At 72.5% G+C, this 21,362-nt stretch carries 14 protein-coding genes and 1 pseudogene; 10 read left to right on the top strand and 5 right to left on the bottom strand.

Going from position 1 to position 21,362, the window contains the following annotated elements; translation table 11 throughout:
- Positions 1-43: 43 nt before the first annotated feature.
- Positions 44-1,552, bottom strand: a complete 1,509-nt coding sequence (locus ACPPVO_RS11620; RefSeq protein ID WP_426511212.1) for an FAD-dependent monooxygenase — start codon at positions 1,550-1,552, stop codon at positions 44-46.
- 174 nt (positions 1,553-1,726) lie between these two features.
- Between ACPPVO_RS11620 and ACPPVO_RS11625 the strand changes: the two genes are divergently transcribed.
- Positions 1,727-2,236: a TetR/AcrR family transcriptional regulator gene (locus ACPPVO_RS11625; protein ID WP_426511213.1), complete on the top strand. Its 510-nt coding sequence runs from the start codon at positions 1,727-1,729 to the stop codon at positions 2,234-2,236.
- 71 nt (positions 2,237-2,307) lie between these two features.
- Complete coding sequence (locus ACPPVO_RS11630) at positions 2,308-4,974, top strand: putative bifunctional diguanylate cyclase/phosphodiesterase (RefSeq protein WP_426511214.1); 2,667 nt, start codon at positions 2,308-2,310, stop codon at positions 4,972-4,974.
- Positions 4,975-4,977: 3 nt separating this feature from the next.
- On the opposite strand, the gene ACPPVO_RS11635 is transcribed toward ACPPVO_RS11630, so the two are convergent.
- Together ACPPVO_RS11635 and ACPPVO_RS11640 are read right to left on the bottom strand one after the other, a co-directional pair.
- Positions 4,978-5,763, bottom strand: a complete 786-nt coding sequence (locus ACPPVO_RS11635) for an SAM-dependent methyltransferase (RefSeq protein WP_426514606.1) — start codon at positions 5,761-5,763, stop codon at positions 4,978-4,980.
- Positions 5,764-6,040: 277 nt separating this feature from the next.
- Positions 6,041-6,319 carry a hypothetical protein gene (locus ACPPVO_RS11640; protein ID WP_426511216.1) on the bottom strand — a complete coding sequence of 93 codons (279 nt, stop codon included), beginning with the start codon at positions 6,317-6,319 and terminating at the stop codon, positions 6,041-6,043.
- Positions 6,320-6,642: 323 nt separating this feature from the next.
- On the opposite strand from ACPPVO_RS11640, the pseudogene ACPPVO_RS11645 reads away from it, so the two are divergent.
- Together ACPPVO_RS11645 and ACPPVO_RS11650 are read left to right on the top strand one after the other, a co-directional pair.
- A pseudogene (locus ACPPVO_RS11645) lies at positions 6,643-8,685 on the top strand (glycoside hydrolase family 48 protein); the annotation flags it as partial.
- A 189-nt stretch (positions 8,686-8,874) separates the two neighbouring features.
- Positions 8,875-9,111 (top strand): cellulose binding domain-containing protein, encoded by a 237-nt coding sequence (locus ACPPVO_RS11650; RefSeq protein ID WP_426514607.1) that lies wholly within the window; start codon positions 8,875-8,877, stop codon positions 9,109-9,111.
- Positions 9,112-9,177: 66 nt separating this feature from the next.
- Here ACPPVO_RS11650 and ACPPVO_RS11655 read toward each other — a convergent pair whose 3' ends face one another.
- Positions 9,178-10,053, bottom strand: coding sequence for a LysR substrate-binding domain-containing protein (locus ACPPVO_RS11655; RefSeq protein WP_426511217.1), 876 nt, complete (start codon positions 10,051-10,053; stop codon positions 9,178-9,180).
- 104 nt (positions 10,054-10,157) lie between these two features.
- Here ACPPVO_RS11655 and ACPPVO_RS11660 point away from each other — a divergent pair, with 104 nt between their 5' ends.
- Complete coding sequence (locus ACPPVO_RS11660; protein WP_426511218.1) at positions 10,158-11,429, top strand: MFS transporter; 1,272 nt, start codon at positions 10,158-10,160, stop codon at positions 11,427-11,429.
- Between the two features lie 5 nt (positions 11,430-11,434).
- On the opposite strand, the gene ACPPVO_RS11665 is transcribed toward ACPPVO_RS11660, so the two are convergent.
- The gene (locus ACPPVO_RS11665) at positions 11,435-14,086 is read right to left on the bottom strand and encodes an MGH1-like glycoside hydrolase domain-containing protein (protein WP_426511219.1); all 2,652 of its coding nucleotides are present in this window, start codon (positions 14,084-14,086) and stop codon (positions 11,435-11,437) included.
- 210 nt (positions 14,087-14,296) lie between these two features.
- Here ACPPVO_RS11665 and ACPPVO_RS11670 point away from each other — a divergent pair, with 210 nt between their 5' ends.
- From ACPPVO_RS11670 to ACPPVO_RS11690, 5 genes are all read left to right on the top strand, one after another.
- Entirely contained in the window at positions 14,297-16,225 is a 1,929-nt protein-coding gene (locus ACPPVO_RS11670) for an amylo-alpha-1,6-glucosidase (protein WP_426511220.1), read from the top strand.
- Between the two features lie 216 nt (positions 16,226-16,441).
- The gene (locus ACPPVO_RS11675) at positions 16,442-17,701 is read left to right on the top strand and encodes a glycosyltransferase family 4 protein (RefSeq protein ID WP_426514608.1); all 1,260 of its coding nucleotides are present in this window, start codon (positions 16,442-16,444) and stop codon (positions 17,699-17,701) included.
- Positions 17,702-17,847: 146 nt separating this feature from the next.
- The gene (locus tag ACPPVO_RS11680; RefSeq protein ID WP_426511221.1) at positions 17,848-19,539 is read left to right on the top strand and encodes a protein kinase domain-containing protein; all 1,692 of its coding nucleotides are present in this window, start codon (positions 17,848-17,850) and stop codon (positions 19,537-19,539) included.
- A complete protein-coding gene (locus ACPPVO_RS11685) occupies positions 19,532-20,365 on the top strand; it encodes a patatin-like phospholipase family protein (RefSeq protein WP_426511222.1) in 834 nt (277 codons plus the stop codon). The genes ACPPVO_RS11680 and ACPPVO_RS11685 overlap by 8 nt, the downstream gene beginning before the upstream one ends.
- A complete protein-coding gene (locus ACPPVO_RS11690; protein ID WP_426511223.1) occupies positions 20,366-21,355 on the top strand; it encodes a 1-acyl-sn-glycerol-3-phosphate acyltransferase in 990 nt (329 codons plus the stop codon).
- Positions 21,356-21,362: the final 7 nt, after the last annotated feature.

Raw genomic sequence — 21,362 nt, forward strand, 5'->3', positions numbered from 1 at the left:
GGCCTTCGCCACCGCCTGCGTTCCTGGCTGGGCCGCGACGAGATCAGCAACGCCCGGCTTCCCGCGTAGGCGGCTCCCAGGCCGAAACCTTCTCCGCGCCGCGCACCAGCACGCGCGCGGGCAACACGCGCAACACGACCCGCGCAAGGGCACCCGACATCCGACCGGCGAGCCGGCTGCGCCGCACCACCATGGCCACCCGCGGCCGCCGAATCCGGTCGTACTCCACGAGCGCCTCCGCAACCGACCGCCCTACGCGCACATTTGTGTCCGTCCGCGACACGGACACAAATGTTGGAGAAATGGGCGTCTCGGCGGCCGACGGCGTCAGATGCACTGCTGAAGCGGACGGCGACGTGTGCGTTTCTGCGATCGGCGGCGTCTGGTGCGCTGCCGAAGCGGGCGGTGAGGTGTCCGTTTCTGCAATCGGCGGCGTCTGGTGCGCGGTTGGAGCGGACGGTGCGGTGCGCGTTTCTGCGATCGGCGGCGTCTGGTGCGCGGTTGGAGCGGACGGCGACGTGCGCGTTTCTGCGATCGGCGGCGTCAGGTGCGCGGTTGGAGCGGACGGCGACGTGCGCGTTTCTGCGATCGGCGGCGTCTGGTGCGCGGTTGGAGCGGACGGTGAGGTGCGCGTTTCTGCGATCGGCGGCGACACGGGCGCCTCCGTCGGAAGCGGTCTGCGCGTGGGCGACGCCGGCTGTGACACGACTGCGGCGAGAGTTACCGCGTCCTCCAGGGCCTGACACGCGCCCTGGCCGAGGTACGGCGTCATTGCGTGCGCTGCGTCGCCGACCAGGGCCACTCGGTCACCGAACCGCATCGGCGCCACCGGGTGCAGGTCGTGCAGTGGATAGTGCAGCAATGTGTTCGGATCTGTCGCGGCCAGGAGGCGCGGGATCGGATCGTGCCAGGCCGCGAACCGGTCTGCCAGCTCGGTGAGCTGCTCGGTCCGGGACGTGGTGCGCAACGGGCCGGGCGCTACGGCGTACCAATAGATGCCGCGCTCGCCCATCGGGGCGTAGCCGAAACGGTGGCCGCCCGGGCCCATGGTTTCGCCGCCGCTGGTGATGCTCGGGTCTGGCGGTACTACGGCGCGCCAGGACACGTTCGTGCTGTCGCGGATGCGCACTTGGGGTGCGTACTGTGCGCGCACCGCACTGCCGATTCCGTCCGCTCCGACGATCAGATCGGCCTCGAGGGTGCGCACATCTGTCACATTGACGCCGGTGCGGACGCAAAGGCCCTCGGCCAGGATCTCGTGCAGATCCGCGCGATGGACCACGATCGGGCCGGCCACCGTGACCCGCGACAGCCAGGCACCCTCCGCGGTGCGCAGACCACCGCCCGTGATCGGCGTCCCCGCGGCCCGGACGCGCGAGCCCACGCCGAGCCAGTCCAGGGCCCGCAGCGCGTTCGGCCACAGCGACAGCCCGGCCCCGGCCGTCTCCAGCCGCGGCAGCCGCTCCAGCACCACGACGTCCCAGCCGCACAGCGTCAGCCCACGGGCCGTCGCCAACCCCCCAATCCCGCCCCCGACAACAATCGCGCGCACGCTTCCTCCCCGATTCGGACGGATAACCCAAATACCGCATAACTCGACATAACCAGCGCATCCCCCGTCGGGGTATATGTCCGAAATGTCGGGCCTAGCGAAGCGGCCCGACATTTCGCCGAGCAACCCGCTACAGATGTAGCAAGAGCACGCTACACCTGTAGCATCCACCCCGTGAAGCAACGAGACGCGGATCGCAAGAGCCGCCTCGCCGACGCCGCCATCGAGGTGCTCGGCCACGACGGCGTACGCGCCCTCACCCACCGCGCCGTAGACACCCGCGCCGGCCTGCCCCAAGGCACCTGCAGCTACCACTTCCCGACGCGCAACGCCCTGCTCACCGCCGCCCTCGAGCGCATCGCCGAGCTCGACCTGCAAGACACGGAAGGAGCAGACCTGGCGGAGGTACTGCAGCGCTGGGCAACCTCCCACCGGACCAGGGCGCGCTTCATGCTCATGCTCGACCCGCAGGCGCGCCGCGAGCTGGGCGAGGCCGCGGCCCGGCTGGCCGGCGGCTTCGTCGAGCGGGCCGAGGCGCTGACCGGCTCGCGACAGCGGGGCCGGCTGCTGATCGGGCTGATCGACGGGCTGCTGCTGGACGAGCTCACCCGCGGTACCGTCGCCGAAGCAGAACGCCGCGAACGGATCGACGCCGTTCACCGGATCGTCGCAACCGGCCAGTAACCCCGAGCGCCCCTCCTCGTTGAGCGGGTTGAGCACATCCCCAGCGCTCCCCTCGTGAAAGCGGCACTGCAGTGATCGGCAACCCGCGCACGTTCTGGCTCGTTCTGCTCACCACGGCGGCCGCCCTGAGCGCCGCCGCCGCCAGCGGGCCGGTCCTCGGCCTCGTCGCGGTCGCCGCCGCGGCCGCGGGCGCCGCGCTGTTACACGCCGGCTCGCTGATCAGGCTGGCGCTGCGGATTCACCACGGGCGGCGTGACTTCGGGCCGTGCCGCGGGGCCGGGTTCCTCGGCATGGGGGCGCTCATCACCGGCGCGGGCGTCGCCGTCACCGGGGTCCCGGCGCTCGCCCCGGGGCCGGCCGCCGCCGCGACGACGCTGCTCGCCGCCCCGACGTACCTCCTCGGCCTGCTCCTGCTCCCCGGCACCGCGCCGACCGTCGGGGCCCGGCTGCGCCGCCTGCTGGACGGCGCCGGCATCGGCGTGAGCCTCTTCTACTGCGCGTGGGTGCTGGCGCTGGGCCGCACCGCGCCGCCGGGCACCGGGCCGCTGCGGCTGGCCGTGGCCGTCACCGGCTCGGTGGCCGTCGCCGTCGCGGTCGTCACCGGCCTGCGCGCCGTGCGGCACCGTCCCGCGGCGCTGGGCTGCGCCGGCGGAGCCGCACTTTCGATCGTCGGCCTTGACGTGTACTCCCTGTTGCTCCTCGGTCACCACCGTGCCTGGCCCGCAGCTCCCGGCGCGGTCACCGGGGGCCTCGTGGTCGCCGGGCTCGCGATGGTCGCGGGCCCGTTCCTCATCACCGCGGGCGCCCGCCGGGCCGGCGACGAGCCGACCCGCCCCGAGGTGTACGACGAGGGCGGCACGCTCGCGGCGTACCCGCTGCTCATGGGCCCCGCCCTGCTCGCCGTCATCGTCTCGGCCTTCCACCTGCTCACCGGGGGCCGGTTCGACGCCACAGCGGTCAGCCTGGGCGTGGCCGCGTTCGCCGCCCTCGCCGTGCGTGAGCTGCTCGCCGCGCGTGACATCCGGCGGTACGCGCTGAGGCTCGCCGGCCGCGAAGCCCGCTTCCGCACCCTGGTGTCCGGCTCGACCGACGTCACGATCGTGCTCGACGCCGACCTCGTCGTGCGCTGGCAGAGCCCCGCGGCCGCGCGCCAGTTCGGCCTGTCCGACCAGGACGCGCTCGGCCGCCCGCTGACCGACCTGCTCCACACCGAGGACCACGGCCCCGTCACCGAGGCGCTGCGCGCCGTGCTCGACGGCCGCCAGCACGTACTCGTGCAGGCCCGCCTCCGCGACGGCTTCGGCCGCTGGCGCGACACCGAGTCGACGGTCAGCGACCAGCGCACCGCGCCGGAGGTGGCCGGGCTCGTCGTGCACGTACGCGACGTCGGCGACCGTGCGCAGCTGCAGCGCACGCTCGACGAGGTCGCGTGGACCGACGACCAGACCGGCCTGGCGAACCGCCGCCGGTTCGTCGCCGCCGCGGGCGAGGCCTGCCACGAGGGCCGCCCCGGCTCCGTGCTCGTGCTGGAGCTGGACCGGTTCGAGAGCGTCGCGGACCTGCACGGCCCGACGGTCGCCGGCGCGGTACTGATCGAGGCCGCCCGCCGCCTGCGCACCGCCACGACCCCCAGAGACGGCGCCGACGGCCTCGCCGGCTTCCCCGCCCGCCTCGGCGGCGCCGCGTTCGCCGTGCTCACCGAGGCGCCCCTGGTGCACGCCTTCGCCCTGGCCACGCGCCTGGCCACCGCCCTGGCCGAGCCCTTCCACCTGCCCGGCCACACGGTGCATCTGACCGCTGACGTGGGCGTGGCCGATCTCCTTGGCGCCGGTACCGCCGAAGAAGCCCTTCGCCACGCGGACGTGGCCCGCCGCCGGGCCCGCCAGCTGTCCCGGCCGCGCGACGGCAACCGCGTGGAGTGCTACGACAAGTCGTTCGAGGCCGCGCTGGTCCGCCGCACCGACATCGAGCAGCAGCTCCCCGGCGTCATCGGCCGCGGCGAGCTCGACCTCGTCTTCCAGCCGATCGCCGACCTGGTCACCCGCCAGCCGGTGGGCGCCGAGGCCCTGCTGCGCTGGCGCCACCCGCGACTGGGCGCCGTACCGCCGTCGGAGTTCCTCCCGATCGCCGAGGAGCTGGGCGCCGGCCTGGCCGAAGAGATCGGCACTTGGGTGCTGCACAAGGCCTGCCGCCAGCTCTCCCGCTGGCACCGCGACGGCCGGACGCTGTGGGTCTCGGTGAACGTCTCGGCCCGTCAGCTGGCGGCCGACGGCTGGCTGACCACGGTCGCCACGGCGATCGACACCCACGACGTCCGGCCGGAGTTCCTCGTCGTGGAGGTGACGGAGGCCGCCCTGCCCGACGACACCCTGGCCGTGGAGCAGCTGGCCGGCCTGCGTGCCCTGGGCGTACGCACCGCCCTGGACCACTTCGGCACCGGCCCGACGGCGCTGTCCCACCTCCGCCGGCTCCCGATCGACGTCCTGAAGATCGACCAGACCCTCTTCGTCGAACCGGCCGGCCGCCGCGGCCCGGCCACGCCGATCGTCGACGTGGTGGTGGCCCTGGCCCGGCGCCTGGGCATCGACGTGATCGCGTGCGGGCTGGAGACGGAGTCGCACGTGGACGTGGTACGGGCGGCGGGCTGCCCGCTGGGCCAGGGCTACCTGCTGAACCCGCCGGACCACGCCGAGCACGTCGAGGCGTACCTGGAGCGCCACCGCGCCCCGATGCTCTGACGGCTACGGGATGCGTGCGACCGCGCAGTCCGTCGCGGTCTCCGACTCGTCCGGCCGGGGCTGCCGCTCGTGCTCGGCGCGCCAGCTGGAGATCGACGCGATGCCGGGCTCGAGCACGTCGAGCCCGTCGAAGAACCGCGCGATCTCGTCGTGCCGGCGCAGGTAGACCGGGATCGCGCCGGTACGGAAGGCGTGCACCGCCTCCGGCGCCAGGAACTCGCCGGTGGAGTGCGACAGCACGAGGTAACTGCCCGAAGGCAGCGCGTCGACGAGCCGCCGCACGATGCCGTAGGGGTCCTCGTCGTCGGCGATGAAGTGCAGGACTGCGATGAGCATCAGCCCGATGGGACGGCTGAAGTCGAGGAGCTTCGCCGCCTCCTGCAGGATGTGCTCGGGCGAGCGGACGTCGGCCTCGATGTAGTCGGTGGGCCCGGCCCCGGGCGCCGCGGTGAGCAGCGCCCGCGCGTGCACCATGACGAGCGGGTCGTTGTCGACGTAGACGACCCTGGACTCGGGCGCTAGACGCTGCGCGACCTCGTGCGTGTTGTCGGCCGTCGGCAGCCCGGTCCCGATGTCCAGGAACTGCCGGATGCCGAGCTCCCCGGCGAGCAACGTGACCGCGCGGCGCAGAAAGTACCGGTTCTCGACGGCCGCGGTACGGATCGACGGGAACAGTTTGACGACCGCGTCCCCGGACTCCCGGTCAGCGGCAAAGTTGTCCTTACCGCCGAGCCAGTAGTTGTACCGCCGCGCCGGATGCGGCACAGACGTATCGAGCCGCGATGCCATCTCCTGCGCGTCCGCCACCGCAACCCCCTCGATCGACTCCGGCCCGGATCGTACGCCCTCGTGCATCAGCGCCCGGCGATCACTGCGCGCGCGCCGCCCAGGTCGCGGCCCGTTGTTCGACCCCGACGATGCGTAACGACGGCAACAAAGTCGCGTGCGGCGGTGACGGCGACAACCCCGGCCGGGACGTCATGGGCCAGGACGACCTGGAGCGCACCGCCGGGCGGTCTGCTCCAGGTCGTCCTGAACGCCCGCCACGGCGCGGAAAGGACGGTGGTCAGAACGGCGCAGGGCCGCGACCGGACAGCGACATCAGGATCTGTGTGGCGAGAAGACGCCGTGTGCCGGTGACCGCGACGTGACCGAGCTGGTCGTAAGGGAGCTCGATCTGAACGTCTTCGGCGGCCGCACGGGCGCCGGCCGTGGTTTCGTCGGGCCGGAACGTGCCGCCCCAGCCAGGGCGGCCGCCGTTCTGGCTCATCTTCAGCGAGGCAGTCCCGGGCACGCGTGTGCCGTCGGCGAGGATGAGCCTGGCGGGACCCGAGTAGGTGCTCATGTAGTCGACGCTACCTGCCCGGGGTCACAACTTGGCCGCTGCCCACTCGCCGGCCCGGTCCGGATCGGCCGCCGGGCCGAGGCCGTGCACCGCAGCGGCGGCGGGCCGGCGCCCACGAGGACAGACGCCGACCCGACGACCGACAATACGACCGCACGCCCCGGCATGACCAGCTTCGATGCCGGGCGCCGGCCGCCCGGCCGTAATTTTCAAGGAATAAGCCCTGCTGACAGCGTGGCTGCACCTCCCCGGATTGACAGCGTATGGCGGCAAACCGAAGGTTTGGGAACGCTCCCATTCAGATCTTCGATCTGCCCCGCCCCGCCGCATCCGCCAACCCCGCAGGAGGCTCCATGTCCCGCCTGTCCCGCAGAAAATTCGTTGCCGCTGTCGGCGGCACGGTCGCCGCGGTCGCAGTTGGATCGAAGGTGCTCGAAGCATCGGCCGCTACCAATGCCGCCGCACCCGACCCCTACGCGCAGCAGTTCCTCGACATGTACAACAAGATCAAGAGTTCGGCCAGCGGCTACTTCAGCCCGTCCGGCGTGCCGTATCACTCGGTCGAGACCCTCATGGTCGAGGCGCCCGACCACGGGCACGAGACCACGTCGGAGGCGTTCAGCTACTGGATGTGGCTGGAGGCCGTGTACGGCCGGGTGACCGGCGACTGGGCCCCGTTCAACAACACGTGGACGGCGGCCGAGAAGTACATCATCCCCACCACGGTCGACCAGCCGACGAACGGGTCGTACAACTCGAGCAAGCCGGCGACCTACGCGCCGGAGTTTCCGGAGCCCACCGGCTACCCCAGCCCGCTGGACAGCTCGGTGCCGGTCGGCGCCGACCCGATCGCGGCCGAGCTGCAGTCCGCCTACGGCACCCCCGACATCTACGGGATGCACTGGCTGCTCGACGTGGACAACGTGTACGGCTACGGCAACACGGCCGGCACCGGGGCGGAGAACGGCCCGAGCGCACCCGGACCCGGCTACATCAACAGCTACCAGCGCGGCGCCCAGGAGTCGGTCTTCGAGACGATCCCGCAGCCGTGCACCGACCTCATGAAGTACGGCGGCACCAACGGCTACCTGGACCTGTTCGTCAAGGACCAGAGCTACGCCAAGCAGTGGAAGTACACCAACGCGCCCGACGCCGACGCGCGGGCCATCCAGGCGGCCTACTGGGCGTACCGGTGGGCGTCGGCGCAGGGCAACGCGGGCGCCGTCTCCGCCTCGGTGGCCAAGGCCGCCAAGATGGGCGACTACCTGCGCTACGGCATGTTCGACAAGTACTTCAAGCAGATCGGCAACTGCACCAGCCCGAGCGGCTGCGCGGCCGGCAGCGGCCGCAACTCGCAGCACTACCTGCTCGGCTGGTACTACGCGTGGGGCGGCGCCACCGCGGGCGGCGGCTGGGCGTGGCGCATCGGCGACGGCGCGGCGCACCACGGCTACCAGAACCCGGTGGCCGCGTGGGCGCTGTCGACCGTGAGCGCGATGGCGCCGAAGTCGGCCACCGGCCGTTCGGACTGGGCGACCAGCCTCACCCGCCAGATCGAGTTCCTGCGCTGGCTGCAGTCGGCCGACGGCGGCATCGCCGGTGGCGCCACCAACAGCTGGAACGGCCAGTACGGCCAGCCCCCGGCCGGCACGCCGACCTTCTACGGCATGGCCTACGACTGGGAGCCGGTCTACCACGACCCGCCGAGCAACAACTGGTTCGGCATGCAGGTGTGGGGCATGGAGCGCTGGGCCGAGTACTACTACCTGACCAAGGACAGCCGGGTCAAGGCGATCCTGGACAAGTGGGTCACCTGGGCCTCCAGCAAGGTCACCGTCGGTACCGGCGGCAGCTTCCAGATCCCCTCGACGCTGAGCTGGAGCGGGCAGCCCGACACCTGGAACGCGGCCAGCCCGGGCGCCAACGCCGGCCTGCACGTCACCGTCACCGACTCCGGCCAGGACGTCGGGGTGGCCGCCGCGCTCATCAAGACCCTGCTGTACTACGCGGCCGGCGCCGGCAACGCCGCGGCCCAGACGCTGGGCAAGAACCTGCTGGACGCCCTGGCGCAGCACACCGACAGCAAGGGCATCGCCATCCCCGAGACCCGCGCCGACTACAGCCGCTTCAAGGACACGGTCTACGTGCCGTCCGGCTGGACCGGCAAGATGCCCAACGGCGACACCATCGCGCCCGGCGCGACCTTCCTGTCGATCCGGTCCTTCTACCAGAAGGACCCCGACTTCCCGAAGGTCCAGGCGTACCTCAACGGCGGGGCCGCCCCGGTGTTCACGTACCACCGCTTCTGGGCCCAGGCCGACGTCGCCATGGCGCTGGCGCTGTACTCGGAGCTGTTCCTCGGCGGCACCAGCACCAGCCCGTCGGCCTCGGTGAGCGCGAGTGTGAGCGCGAGCGCGAGCGCGTCGGCAAGTGCGTCCGCGTCGGTCTCGCCGTCGGCCTCCAGGTCACCGAGCTCGAGCGGCGGCACCGCGTCGGTGACGGCCACCTACAAGGTCGAGAGCGACTGGGGCGCCGGTTTCGTCGCATCGATCACGGTGAAGAACAACGGGACCACGCCGATCAGCTCCTGGCGGGTGACCTGGACCTGGGCCGGCAACCAGCAGATCGGCAGCAGCTGGAACGCCGGCGTCACCTCGTCGGGCCGCACGGTCACGGCCGTGAACATGAACTACAACGGCACGATCCCGCCCGGCGGGTCGACGAGCTTCGGCTTCCAGGGCACGTACTCCGGCACCAACACCGCCCCCACGCCGAGCGCGTCGGGCAGCTGACCCCGGCAACCCCCGGCCCGGTCGCAGGCACCACGCGACCGGGCCGGTCCCGCCGTACGACGCAGCTCAGCCGCCCCCGGCGGCGTGGACGAAGGCGCGGACCGGCGCGGTCTCCGCGGCGCTGCGCCACACCGGGGCGTACCGCAGGACCGGGCCGTCGGCGATGGGCACGAATGCGAGGTCACGACGCTGCCGGGAGGCGGCCGCGTACGACCCGACGGGGGACACGACGCCGCCGGCGCCGATCGCCGTGAGGGCCTCCTCGAGGGTGGCCGCGGTGGTGCCGCGCCGGATGGGCCGCCCGGACGGTGTCACGGCCGGGGTGTGCGCCTGCCACACGTAGTCCGGAACGGGCCCCTCCAGGTCCACCACCGGGTGGTCGCCGAGGTCCTCCATCTCGACCTGGTCCCGGCCGGCCAGCGGATGCGCGGAGGAGACGGCCAGCACCAGCCGCTCGGTGTACAGCTCCGGCCCGACGGTGAGGTCGGGCTCGCGGACGGGCAGCCAGAGCAGGCCGATGTCGACCCGCCCCGCGCGCAGCCCGCCGAACGGGTCGGAGGGGAGGATCTCGCGCATGCGCAGCTCGCATTTCGGATGCCGCTGCCGGAACAGGTCGAGGACGGCCGCGATCTCCCGGTGGTGGGTGTCGAAGGTGCCGATGGTCAGGGTGCCGACCTGTCCGCGAGCGGTGGCGGCGGCCTCGTCGATGCCGGCCATGATCTCGCGGTAGCCCGCGTCGAGCCGGTCGCGCAGCCGCTCGCCGAGCGGGGTGAGCCGCACGCTGCGGCTGGTCCGCTCGAACAGGGCACCGCCGATCCGGCGCTCCTGCTGTTTGATCGACTGGCTGACCCGCGCCTGGGACACGTGGAGGCGTTCGGCCGTACGCCCGAAGTGGAGCTCTTCGGCCAGTGCCAGGAAGATCTCGATGTCGCGCAGCTCCACCAGGCCGCCTCCCCTCCGGTCACGCCGAACGATAACCGGTGGCTTAAGCGGCGGTTCGATCTTTCGCGTTGTTCCGGCCGGGTGACGGGGGCGATCGTGCCTCCATGAGCGAAACCCTGATCGACATCGGTACCAGGACATCACCGCGGAAGCTGCCGGCCGGGTTCGGGCGGCTGTGGACCGCGCAGACGGTGTCCTCGCTCGGCGACGGGGTGACGCATGCCGCGCTGCCGCTGCTGGCGTTGACGTTGACCCGGGACCCGATGGCGCTGGCCGTCGTCACGGCCGCCGGGACGCTGCCCTGGCTGCTGTTCGGGGTCCTCGGCGGCGCGCTGGTCGACCGCTGGGACCGCCGCCGCACGATGTGGGTCGCCGACACAGCCCGGGCGGTACTGCTCGCGATACCGGCCGCCGCGGCCGCACTCGACGTGCTGAACATCCCACTGCTCGCGGCCCTCGCGTTCCTCCTCGCCCTCGGCGGGCTCTTCTTCGACACCGCCGCCACCGCCTACCTGCCCGACCTGCTCGGCCGCGACCCCACACACCTGCAACGCGCCAACACCCGCCTCCGCGGCACCCAGACCGCCGCCTCCGGCTTCGCCGGCCCACCCGCAGGCAGCGTCCTGCTCACCCTCGGCCGGACCCTCCCGCTCCTCACCGACGCGGTGTCATTCGCGGTCTCCGCACTCCTCGTACGGACACTGCCCGCCACACCCCACCCGCTACCGCAAGCCCGCGAATCACTCCTGCGCCAAGCACGGGCCGGCGCCGCCTACGTCTTCCAGGACCGGCTCCTGCTCGGCCTCGCACTACGCCCAGCGGTCGGGAACATCGCCTTCCTCGCCGTGGAGACCGTCCTCGCCCTCTTCGCCCACGACCGCCTCGGCACCGGCCCCTTCGGCTTCGGCCTGCTCCTCACCGCCGAAGCCACCGGCGGCCTCCTCGGCGCAGCCACCGCCTCCATCCTCGGCCGGCAACTCGGCACCGGCACCGCACTCACCGCCACCGCCACGATCGAAGGCCTCGCCATCCTGGGCCTGGCCACCGCCCCCAACCCGTACGTGGCCGGCCTCGCCCTCGCGGTCTGCGGAGCCGCCATGGGCGCCACCATGGTCCTCGCACCCTCCCTCCGGCAGGCCATCGTCCCCGCCCACCTCATCGGCCGGGTCGCCGCGACTTCCCGCATGCTCGCCATGGGCGCGGCCCCCACCGGCGCCTTCCTCGGCGGCTGGCTGGCCACCACCTACAACATCCGCACCCCGCTCTACACCGCCGCCGGCCTCCTCCTGGCCATGACCGCCGTCACCGCCACCATGACCAGCAACCGCCGGGTCGAGGCGGCGCTGCGCAACGCCGCCGAGGTTCCGGCCCGCTGAGCCGGTTACGGGCGGGCGTCGGGCGGGGGAGTGCGCAGGGTCAGGATCAGGTCGAGGACCAGGGCCGTCCACCCCGTCTGGTGCGCCGCGCCCAGCCCGGCGCCCGTGTCGCCGTGGAAGTACTCGTAGAACAGCAGCAGGTCGTGCCAGTCGCCGGGGGACTGGAACAGGTTCACGTCGCCGAAGAAGGGGCGGCGGCCCTGTTCGTCGTTGAGGAAGAGCTTCACGAGGCGGTGCGACAGGTCGTCGGCGACCGTTGCCAGGGTGGCCATGTGGCCGCTCTTCGCGGGGTACTCCACCTGCAGGTCGTCGCCGAAGAACTCGGCGAAACGGCGGACCGCCTCGATCAGGATGTAGTTGACCGGCAGCCAGATCGGGCCCCGCCAGTTCGAGTTGCCGCCGAAGAGGCCGCTCGTGGACTCGCCCGGCTCGTAGCCCACGGTGTAGGCGTGCTCGCCCAGCTGCACCGTGAAGGGCTCGTCCTTGTGGGCCCTGGAAAGAGTGCGCAGGCCGTAGGGGGAGAGGAACTCGTCCTCGTCGAGCATGCGCTGCAGGATGCGGATGAGCTGGTCGGGGCCGACCATCGACAGCAGGCGCAGCTGCTGGCCGCCGCGGCTCTTCTTCGCGCCGACGACGTCGCCGTACTCGGGCTTGTTGGTCAGGAACCAGCGCAGGCGGGCGGCCACGTCGGGCAGCCGGCGCAGGGTCGAGGAGCTGATGATCGTGGTCGCGGTGAGCGGGAGGAGGCCGACGACCGAGCGGACCTTCAGCGGGATCTGGTGCCCGTCGGCGGTGCGCAGGACGTCGTAGAAGAACGCCTCCTCCTCGTCCCACAGGCCGAACTCGTAGGCGGCGTCGGCGATGTACGCGAAGTGCTCGAGGAACTTCGCGGCGATGTCCTCGTACACGCGGTCGTGCACGGCGAGGGTGAGCGACATGTCGAGCAGGTTGAGCGCGTACATCGCCATCCAGGCGGTGCCGTCGCTCTGCTCCAGCCGGCCGCCCACGGGCAGCGCCGCGGACCGGTCGAACGGGCCGACGTTGTCCAGCCCGAGGAAGCCGCCCTCGAAGACGTTGTTGCCCTCGGCGTCCTTGCGGTTGACCCACCAGGTGAAGTTCAGCAGCAGCTTGTGCAGCGTCCGGGCGAGGAAGTCGAAGTCGCGGGAGCCGTCGAGCATGAACACGCGCAGCGCGGCCCAGGCGTGCACCGGCGGGTTCACGTCGCCGAACGCCCACTCGTACGCCGGGATCTGCCCGTTCGGGTGCATGTACCACTCGCGCAGCAGGAGCAGCAGCTGCTCCTTGGCGAAGCCGGGGTCGACGCGGGCGATGGCCACACAGTGGAAGGCCAGATCCCAGGCGGCGTACCACGGGTACTCCCACGGGTCGGGCATGGACAGCACGTCGCAGCTGTTCATGTGCCACCAGTGCGAGTTGCGCCCGTACCGCCGGCTGTCCGGTGGCGGCTCCGACACCGGATCGCCCTGCAGCCAGCGGGCCACGTCGAAGTGGAAGAACTGCTTGCCCCACATGAGCCCGGCGACGGCCTGCCGGACGATCATCTTCTCCTCGGCGGTGGCGGCCGGGGGGACCAGCGCGTCGAAGTACTCGTCGGCCTCGCCGCGCCGCCGGGCCATCGTGGACTCGAAGTCGGCCTTGAGGTCGGCCGGGGCGAGGTCCTTGGCGCCGGGCGCGTTGAGGTTGAGCCGCAGGCGGATCTCCCGGGTGCCGCCGGCCGGCACCGAGAGGACGTAGTGCAGGGCGCCCTTGGTGCCGGTGCCCGCCGGGTTCACGCTGTCGGTGCCGTGGATGATGTGGTCGCCGATGCCGTCCTTCGGGTACTCCTCGCCGGCTTTGCCCCAGATCCGCGGCCCATTGGTCTCGTTGTTGCAGAACAGCGAGACGGGCGCCCCGTCGCCGGTCAGCGCCAGGCGGCCGAGCAGGCGGTGCTCGGCGAGCAGGCCGTTGTCCTTGGCCCGGATCTCCGGGCGGTAGTCGCGGCCGGGCAGGCCCCAGGCCCAGGTGTTGCGGAACCACAGGGTCGGCAGCACGTGCAGGGTCGCATCGTCGGGCCCCATGTTGCGGACCCGGATCTTGATGCACATGTCCGTGGGGCCGGCCTTGGCGTAGTCGACCTCGACCGCCCAGTAGCGGTCCTCGTCGAAGATGCCGGTGTCGACGAGCTCGTACTCCGGCTCGTTGCGCCCGCGCCGGCAGTTCTCGGCGACGAGGTCGTCGTACGGGAACGCCTTCTGCGGGTAGTGGTAGCGCCACTGCATCCACGAGTGCGTCGGCGTGGAGTCGGTGTACCACCAGTACTCCTTGACGTCCTCGCCGTGGTTGCCCGTGTCGCCGCCGAGGCCGAACATCCGCTCCTTGAGGATGGCGTCCTCGCCGTTCCACAGCGACAGGGCGAAGCAGAACGTCTGGCGGTCGTCGCAGATGCCCGCCATCCCGTCCTCGTTCCACCGGTACGTGCGGGAACGGGCCTGGTCATGGGGGAAGTAGTCCCAGGCGTTGCCGTAGGGGCTGTAGTCCTCCCGGACCGTGCCCCAGGCTCGCTCGGACAGGTAGGGCCCCCAGCCCCGCCATGGGCGCTCACCGCTGTCGGCTTCGGCCAGCCTCCGGCGTTCGGCGTTCCCATCGTCCTCGATCACGCGGCTATTCTCCGTTGTTCATGTTTCGGTCAAGTTGAGACCCGACCGTTCGGCCCCATACGTGGCATTCGTTCCTACACCACGATGCCTTACAACCGCACCTCCGATGGACCTCGGGCCGACGAGCCGCAGGTCCTCTGGCTCCATTGATCAATAATTTTGCGGGGGGCGGTTCGTTCCCCGCCACCCGCAGCCACCAAGATTGTGCGCATGGTCATGTTCGGCGCGCAGGTATGCGGGGATTTGTCGGCCGGGGCGGCGCGGGAGTGGCTCGTCCCCGACGGGACCGGCGGCTACGCGATGGGAACGGTTTCGGGCCTACGGACGCGGCGGTACCACGGGCTGCTCGTCATCGCCGAACCCGGCCGACCGGCGCGGCGCCACCTGGCGCTGGCCGCCCTGGACCCGGTGCTCACCCTGCCCTCGGGCGCCGAGGTCGAGCTCGCCGTGCACGAGTGGGCCGGCGGCGCGGTCAGCCCGGGGGGCCACACCCTGCTGGAGCGCTTCGAGCTCGTCGACGGCCTGCCCCGCTGGCGCTGGCGGGTCGGCCCGGTCGTGATCGAGCGCGAGCTGGCGATGGTGCACGGCCAGGCCCACCTCGGCATCGTGCACCGGCTGGTCAGCGCGCCCGGCCCGGTCACCCTGAGCCTGAAGGCGCTTGTCACGTGGCGCGACGCGCACGGCGAGCGGTCCGCCGCGGGGCCGGCGCCGCACGTCGAGGCGCACGGGACCGGGGCCGTGGTCGAGGACGCGTTCCGCATCAGCGGGCCGGGCTTCCAGAAGATCGGGCAGTGGTACCGCGGCGCCTACGCCCGTCTCGAGGCCGACCGGGGCCTGACGGCGCACGAGGACCTGTGGTGCGCCGGCCGCTTCACCGCCCGCCTGGAGCCCGGCGACACGATCGAGGTCGAGGCCTGGGCCGGCACCGGGGAGGCGCACCGCGGCGCCCGGCGCATCGTCGAGCGGGCCCGCATCCGCAACCGCGCCCTGACCCACGACGCCGCCGACCCCACCGACGCCGCGCTCGTGCTCGCCGCCGACGCCTTCGTGGTGGCCGGGGTCGCGGGCGCGCCCGACGTCGTGGCCGGGTACCCGTGGTTCGGCACCTGGTCGCGCGACACCATGACCGCCTACGAGGGGCTGTTCCTCAGCACCGGCTGGTACGACGAGGGCCGGGAGCTGCTGCGCGCCTACGCGGCCACCCTCGACGACGGGATGCTCGCCAACACCGCGGACACCGGGCAGACCGAGCACAACACCGTCGACGCCACGCTGTGGTTCCTGCACGCGGTTGAACGGCACGTCAGCGGTACCGGCGACGACGACCTCGCGGCCGAGCTGCTGCCCGCCCTGCAGGAGATCGTCGCGGCCCACGTGCGCGGCACCCGCTACGGCATCCGGGCCGACGCCGACGGCCTCATCACCCAGGGCGCCCCCGGCGTCGCGCTCACCTGGATGGACGCCCGGGTCGGGGAGATCCCGATCACACCCCGGGCCGGCAAGCCCGTCGAGGTGAACGCGCTGTGGATCAACGGGCTCGCCGCGATCGCCGCCCTCGCCGAGCGCGTCGGCGGCCCGACGGGTGCGGTGCCGGCCCTGCTCGCCGCGGCCCGGGCGAGCTTCGAGCGCCGCTTCCCGATCCCGGCACCGTTGCAGTCCGCAACGGCGCTGCCGGATGCAAGACCCATGTTCGACGTCGTCGACGGGCCCGGCGGGGACGACCCCGCGCTGCGCCCGAACCAGCTGCTGGCGTGGAGCCTGCCCCGCGGCCCGATGCGCGGCCGGCCCGTCCCCGAGGCGGTGTCCGCCCTGCTCACGCCGCTCGGGCCGCGCAGCTTGGCGGTGGGCGAACCGGCCTACGTCGGGGTGCACGCGGGGGATCCCGCGCGGCGCGACGCCGCCTATCACCAGGGCACGGTGTGGCCCTGGATGATCGGCCCATACGCCGATGCCCACCTGGCTCGATCTGTAAAAAATCACGGTGGGCTACTGCAAGGTATCGAGGCGCATCTGTGGGAGTGGGGTGTAGGTTCGGTCAGCGAGACCGCTGACGGGGACGCCCCGCACCGGGCCACCGGATGTCCGTTCCAGGCCTGGTCGGTGGCAGAGGTGCTGCGCGTTCGTAGGAATGTCGGCTGACCGTTACACCCCAGAAATGAGATTTGCCGCCCCGGTAACCCTGGCCGGGCAGGATGAGACTCAAACCCACCCAACCGGTCACACGCTGGGGCTAGAACGCGTGTGTGTCGGTGCTGCGCGTGGGTACTTGGGCGAGCGTTTTGATCAACGATCTGTGGGGGCGGCCACGTGAGCGAGACCATCGGGACCGGTAAACGTCGACCGTTGCGCATTCTGATGTTGTCGTGGGAGTACCCGCCGGTGGTCGTCGGCGGCCTCGGGCGGCACGTCCACGCGCTGGCCACCTCGCTGGTGACGGCGGGCGACGAGGTTACGGTCGTGACGCGGCACGCGCCCGGCGCGCCGCTGGAGGAGTACTCGGAAGGCGTGCGCATCGTGCGGGCGGCCGAGGACCCGCCCCTGTTTCCGCTGAACACGTCGAACCTGCTGGCCTGGACGATGGCGTTCAACCACACGCTGACCCGGGCCGCTCTGCGGGCCGCGGCCACGGGCGAGTACGACGTCATCCACGCCCACGACTGGCTCGTCACGCACACCGCGGTCACCCTCAAGGAGACCCTGGACCTGCCGCTGGTGGCCACCATCCACGCCACCGAGGCCGGGCGGCACCAGGGCTGGCTGCCCGACGAGATGAACAAGTGCATTCACTCGGTCGAGTGGTGGCTCGGGCACGAGGCCTGCCGGGTCATCGTCTGCTCCGAGTACATGCGCTGGGAGGTCACGCGCCTGCTGGACCTCGCGCCCGCGCGGGTGTCGGTGGTCGCCAACGGGGTCGACGCCAGCGTCTGGCGGGCGCCGTCCCGCGCGGTCAACGCGGCCCGTGCGCGGTTCGCCGCCGACGGGCCCCTGCTGGGGTACGCCGGCCGCCTGGTCTACGAGAAGGGCGTCCAGGACCTCATCGCGGCCCTGCCCGAGCTGCGGGCCCGGCACAACGGGCTGCGCGTGGTCATCGCCGGCGACGGCCCGCACCGCGGCGAGCTGCAGGAGGAGGTCCGCCGGCTGCGGCTGCAGCGGGCCGTCAGCTTCGCCGGGTTCATGGGCGAGGGCGAGCTGCCCGCGCTCATGGCCGCCACCGACGCGCTCGTCGTGCCCAGCATCTACGAGCCGTTCGGCATGGTCGCGCTGGAGGGCGCCTCCGCCGGCGCGCCGCTGGCCGTGGCCGCGACCGGCGGCCTCGCCGAGATCGTCGAGCCCGGCGTCACCGGCGTGCACTTCCCGGCCAAGAACCCCGACGGGCTGGCCGCCTCGGTCGGCACCCTGCTGGAGGACGAGCCGTTCGCCCGCCGGGTCGCCAAGCAGGCCCGCTCCATGGTCGGCGAGCGCTACGGCTGGCCGACGATCGCGGCGAACACCGCCGACGTGTACGGCACCGCCATCAGCGAGGCCCCCGGGTTCGCCGCGAAGCAGGCGGCCGCGATCCTCGAGCACGGGCGGCCGCAGATCGTCGTACCGGACGGTAACCTCCTGACGCTCTGAGAGGCCTTCTGGATACATCGGAAATATGACCGACCCCGGCCTAGGGATTTGCCGGGGTCGGTCATATTTTGGGTCTCGCCAGGGCGTTCCATCCCCGGTACGGTTTGCCAGGTACAGCGACCGGAATCGATCAGGACGGCAACTGGGTGAGCGGCAGCGCCGATGAAGTCCTCGGCAACAGGTACCGGCTGATCGCACCCGTCGGCACCGGGGGCATGGCGGTCGTGTGGCGGGCCCGGGACCTCGTGCTCGACCGCGACGTCGCCGTGAAGCTCCTGGCCGGGGCCCTGGCGAGCAAGCCCGGCAACCGTGAGCGGATCCGCTCCGAGGCCCAGGTCGTGGCCCGCCTGCAGCACCCCAACATCACCGCCGTGCACGACTACGGCGAGGCCGGCGACCTCAGCGCCGGGCGCAACGGCCGCCGCCCGTACGTGGTGATGGAGCTGCTCGAGGGCGAGCTGCTCTCCGAGCGGCTGCGCTCCGGGGCGATGTCCTGGCGCCGGGCCACCCAGGTGTGCGCCCAGGTCGCGGCCGGGCTGGCCGCCGCGCACGAGAGCGGCGTCGTGCACCGCGACATCAAGCCCAGCAACGTCATGCTCACCGCGGCCGGCGCGAAGATCCTCGACTTCGGCGTCGCGGGCCTGGCCGGCTCCTACGACCCGGACGACGAGCGCGACGGCACCGTGTTCGGCACCCCCGCGTACCTGGCCCCGGAGCGGCTGCTCGGCGGCGGGGTCGTCGCCGCCACCGACGTGTACACCGTCGGGCTGCTCGCCTACCGCTGCCTCACCGACCGGCTGCCCTGGCACGCGGACACGCCGACGCAGATGATCGCCAACCACGTGTACGAGCCGCCGCACCCGCTGCCGGAGATTCCCGGCATGCCGGGCGAGGTGGCCCGGCTCATCACCCGGTGCCTGGCCAAGGACCCCGACGCCCGCCCGTCCGCGGCCGAGGTCGCCCGCGTGCTCGCCGCCGCCACCGGCATCCACGTCGTGCTGCCCGGCGAGGACGGCTCCTCCACCCAGGAGGTGCACGCGCCGCCGCCGAGCGAGGACACCCCGCCGCCCCGGCGCGCGGAGTTACCGGTCCGGCGCGCCGTCGGCGGCAGCCACCACCGGGCCACGACGAGCCGCACCGCCCGGCGCACCTGGGTCGCCGTCGTGGCGACGATGGTCGCGGCCGGCGCCACCACCGGGATGATCATCTGGAAGCCGTGGGCCGCCAAGCCCGGCTGCAACATCGACTTCTACATCCACCCGCTGTACACGGCCGGGGTCGACAAGGGCTTCGAGGGCCGCGTTACCGTTGCCAACATCGGCAACCGCACGCTCGACCCGTGGCAGCTGGTCTTCCTCTTCCGGGGCGGCCAGCAGGTCGACCGCGTCGAGGGCGCCGGCGCCTACGAGCCCGGCATCGGCGGGCAGAAGGTCACCGGCCAGTCCCCGCTGCTGCCCGGCAAGGCCGTCACCTTCGGGGTCTGGGGCCACGGCGGCAAGCCCTCCCCGCCGAGCGACTTCGTGCTCAACGACACCGCCTGCGACCTGCGCGTCGAGCAGCGCGGCCCCGAGCAGCAGCTGCCGGCGATCAACGGCAACCAGGACGCGCCGCCCGACGCGTCCCGCCCGCCGACGGGGCAGCCGCAGGGCCCCCCGCCCGGCGGCGGCGGTGGTGGTGGCGACCCGAACAACCCGGACCGGCCGCCCGGCCGCGACCCGAACAACCCCGGCCAGGACCCGAGCCGGGGCCCCGGGCAGCCGCAGGGCCAGTCCGGCCCGCCGGCCTACCTGCCGTCGACCCCGGCCGCCCAGCGCGCCCGCCGCAAGCGGCATGCCTGAGCCGGTCGGCCCCGTCGGGTTCGTGTTCGGCGGCGGCGGGGTGCTCGGCGCCTACGAGGTCGGGATGGCCCGCGCGGTCCTGCACCACGGCATCCGCCCCGACCTGATCGTCGGCAGCTCGATCGGCGCGTTCAACGGCGCCGCCGTCGCCGCGGCTCCGGACGAGCACGTCGCCGAGCGGCTCACCGAGCTGTGGGCCTCGCCGCAGGCGCGCACCGTCTACGGCGACTCGCTGCCCCGGCAGCTGAGCCGCTTCGCCCGCCGTACCCACCTGCACTCCCCGGCCCCGCTGCGCCGGATGCTGGAGCGCGAGCTCGGCGAGGACACCACGTTCGCCGACCTCAAGGTGCCGTTCCAGTGCTGCGCGGCCAGCATCGAGCGGGCCGCGGAGCACTGGTTCTCGTCGGGCCGGCTCGTCGACGCGGTGCTCGCGTCGTCGGCGGTGCCGGGGCTGCTGCCCCCGGTACACCTGGGAAATGAGCATTTCATCGACGGAGGCATCGTCAACTCCGTGCCCGTCGGGCGCGCGGTCGCCCTCGGCGCCCGGACCGTCTTCGTGATGCAGGTGGGCCGGGTCGAACGGCCCCTGCGCCCGCCGCGCCGCCCGTGGGACGTCGCCCAGGTCGCCTTCGAGGTCGCCCGCCGCCACCGCTTCGCGCGCGAGCTGCAGGAGACGCCCGAGGACGTGACGGTGCACGTCCTGCCCACCGGCGGCGGTTCCCCGAAGGACGACTCGCCGCTGTCGTACCGCAAGGTCGAGCTCGCCCGCGGCCGCATCCAGCGCGCGTACGAGGCGACCTGCGCCTACCTCAAGGCGCTGGGCTAGATGCCGCCCCGCTGGATCCGCCGGCTCGTGCTGACCCCGCTCGCCCTCGTGCTCATCGTCGCCCTGCTGGCCACCATGCCGCTGTGGCTGCTGCTCGCCGGCGCGCTCGGCCCGCTCGGCTCCGGCCGCCTCCGCGCGCTGCGGGTCGGCTGGATGATCGCGGTGTACCTGTTCCTGGAGGCCGTCGCCCTGGTCGTGCTCTTCGCCCTCTGGGTGGGCAGCGGCTTCGGCTGGCGGCTGCGCGGCCCCCGCTTCCAGCGCGCCCACTACGTGCTCACCGGCCGGTTCCTGAAGATCCTGTACCACCAGGCCCGCTTCGCCCTCGGCGTCAAGGTCTCCGTCGTCGGCACCGACCCCGACGTGGCCGCGCCGGGCCAGCCCGAGCTCGTCTTCTCCCGCCACGCCGGCCCCGGCGACTCGTTCCTGCTCGTGCACTCCCTGATCAACTGGTTCGACCGCGAGCCGCGCATCGTGCTCAAGCAGGGCCTGCAGTGGGACCCGGTCATCGACGTCATGCTCAACCGCCTGCCGAACCACTTCGTCACCGTCGCCGCGGACAGCGAGGAGCGCATCGGCGAGCTGGCCACCGGCCTCGACGAGAACGACGTGCTCGTGCTCTTCCCGGAGGGCGGCAACTTCACCCCCGGACGGCGGGAGCGCGCCATCCGGCGCCTGCGCGACCTGGGCCTGACGACGATGGCCGAACGCGCGTCACGCATGCGCCACGTGCTCGCGCCGAAGCCGGGCGGGACGCTGGCGGCGCTGGACGCGGCGCCGGAGGCCGGGGTGATCTGGGTCGCCCACACGGGCGTGGACAAGCTGCTCACGGCCGCGGACGTCTGGCGCCACCTGCCCCTGGACCTGACCATCACCATGCGGTGGTGGTCGGTCGAGCCGTCGGAGATTCCCGCCGGGCGGGATGAGCGCGTCGAGTGGTTGTACGAGTGGTGGGCCAGGATCGACGATTGGATAGGCCAGCACAATCCCTGAGCGGCAC

The sequence above is a fragment of the Dactylosporangium sp. McL0621 genome (genome assembly GCF_049995355.1).
Lineage (GTDB): Bacteria > Actinomycetota > Actinomycetes > Mycobacteriales > Micromonosporaceae > Dactylosporangium.

Coding starts and splice junctions, on each gene's coding strand:
- ACPPVO_RS11635 (WP_426514606.1), bottom strand. CDS start 5,763: ATGGCATCGCGGCTCGATACGTCTGTGCCGCATCCGGCGCGGCGGTAC.
- ACPPVO_RS11640 (WP_426511216.1), bottom strand. CDS start 6,319: ATGAGCACCTACTCGGGTCCCGCCAGGCTCATCCTCGCCGACGGCACA.
- ACPPVO_RS11660 (WP_426511218.1), top strand. CDS start 10,158: ATGAGCGAAACCCTGATCGACATCGGTACCAGGACATCACCGCGGAAG.
- ACPPVO_RS11670 (WP_426511220.1), top strand. CDS start 14,297: ATGGTCATGTTCGGCGCGCAGGTATGCGGGGATTTGTCGGCCGGGGCG.
- ACPPVO_RS11675 (WP_426514608.1), top strand. CDS start 16,442: ATGTTGTCGTGGGAGTACCCGCCGGTGGTCGTCGGCGGCCTCGGGCGG.
- ACPPVO_RS11685 (WP_426511222.1), top strand. CDS start 19,532: ATGCCTGAGCCGGTCGGCCCCGTCGGGTTCGTGTTCGGCGGCGGCGGG.
- ACPPVO_RS11690 (WP_426511223.1), top strand. CDS start 20,366: ATGCCGCCCCGCTGGATCCGCCGGCTCGTGCTGACCCCGCTCGCCCTC.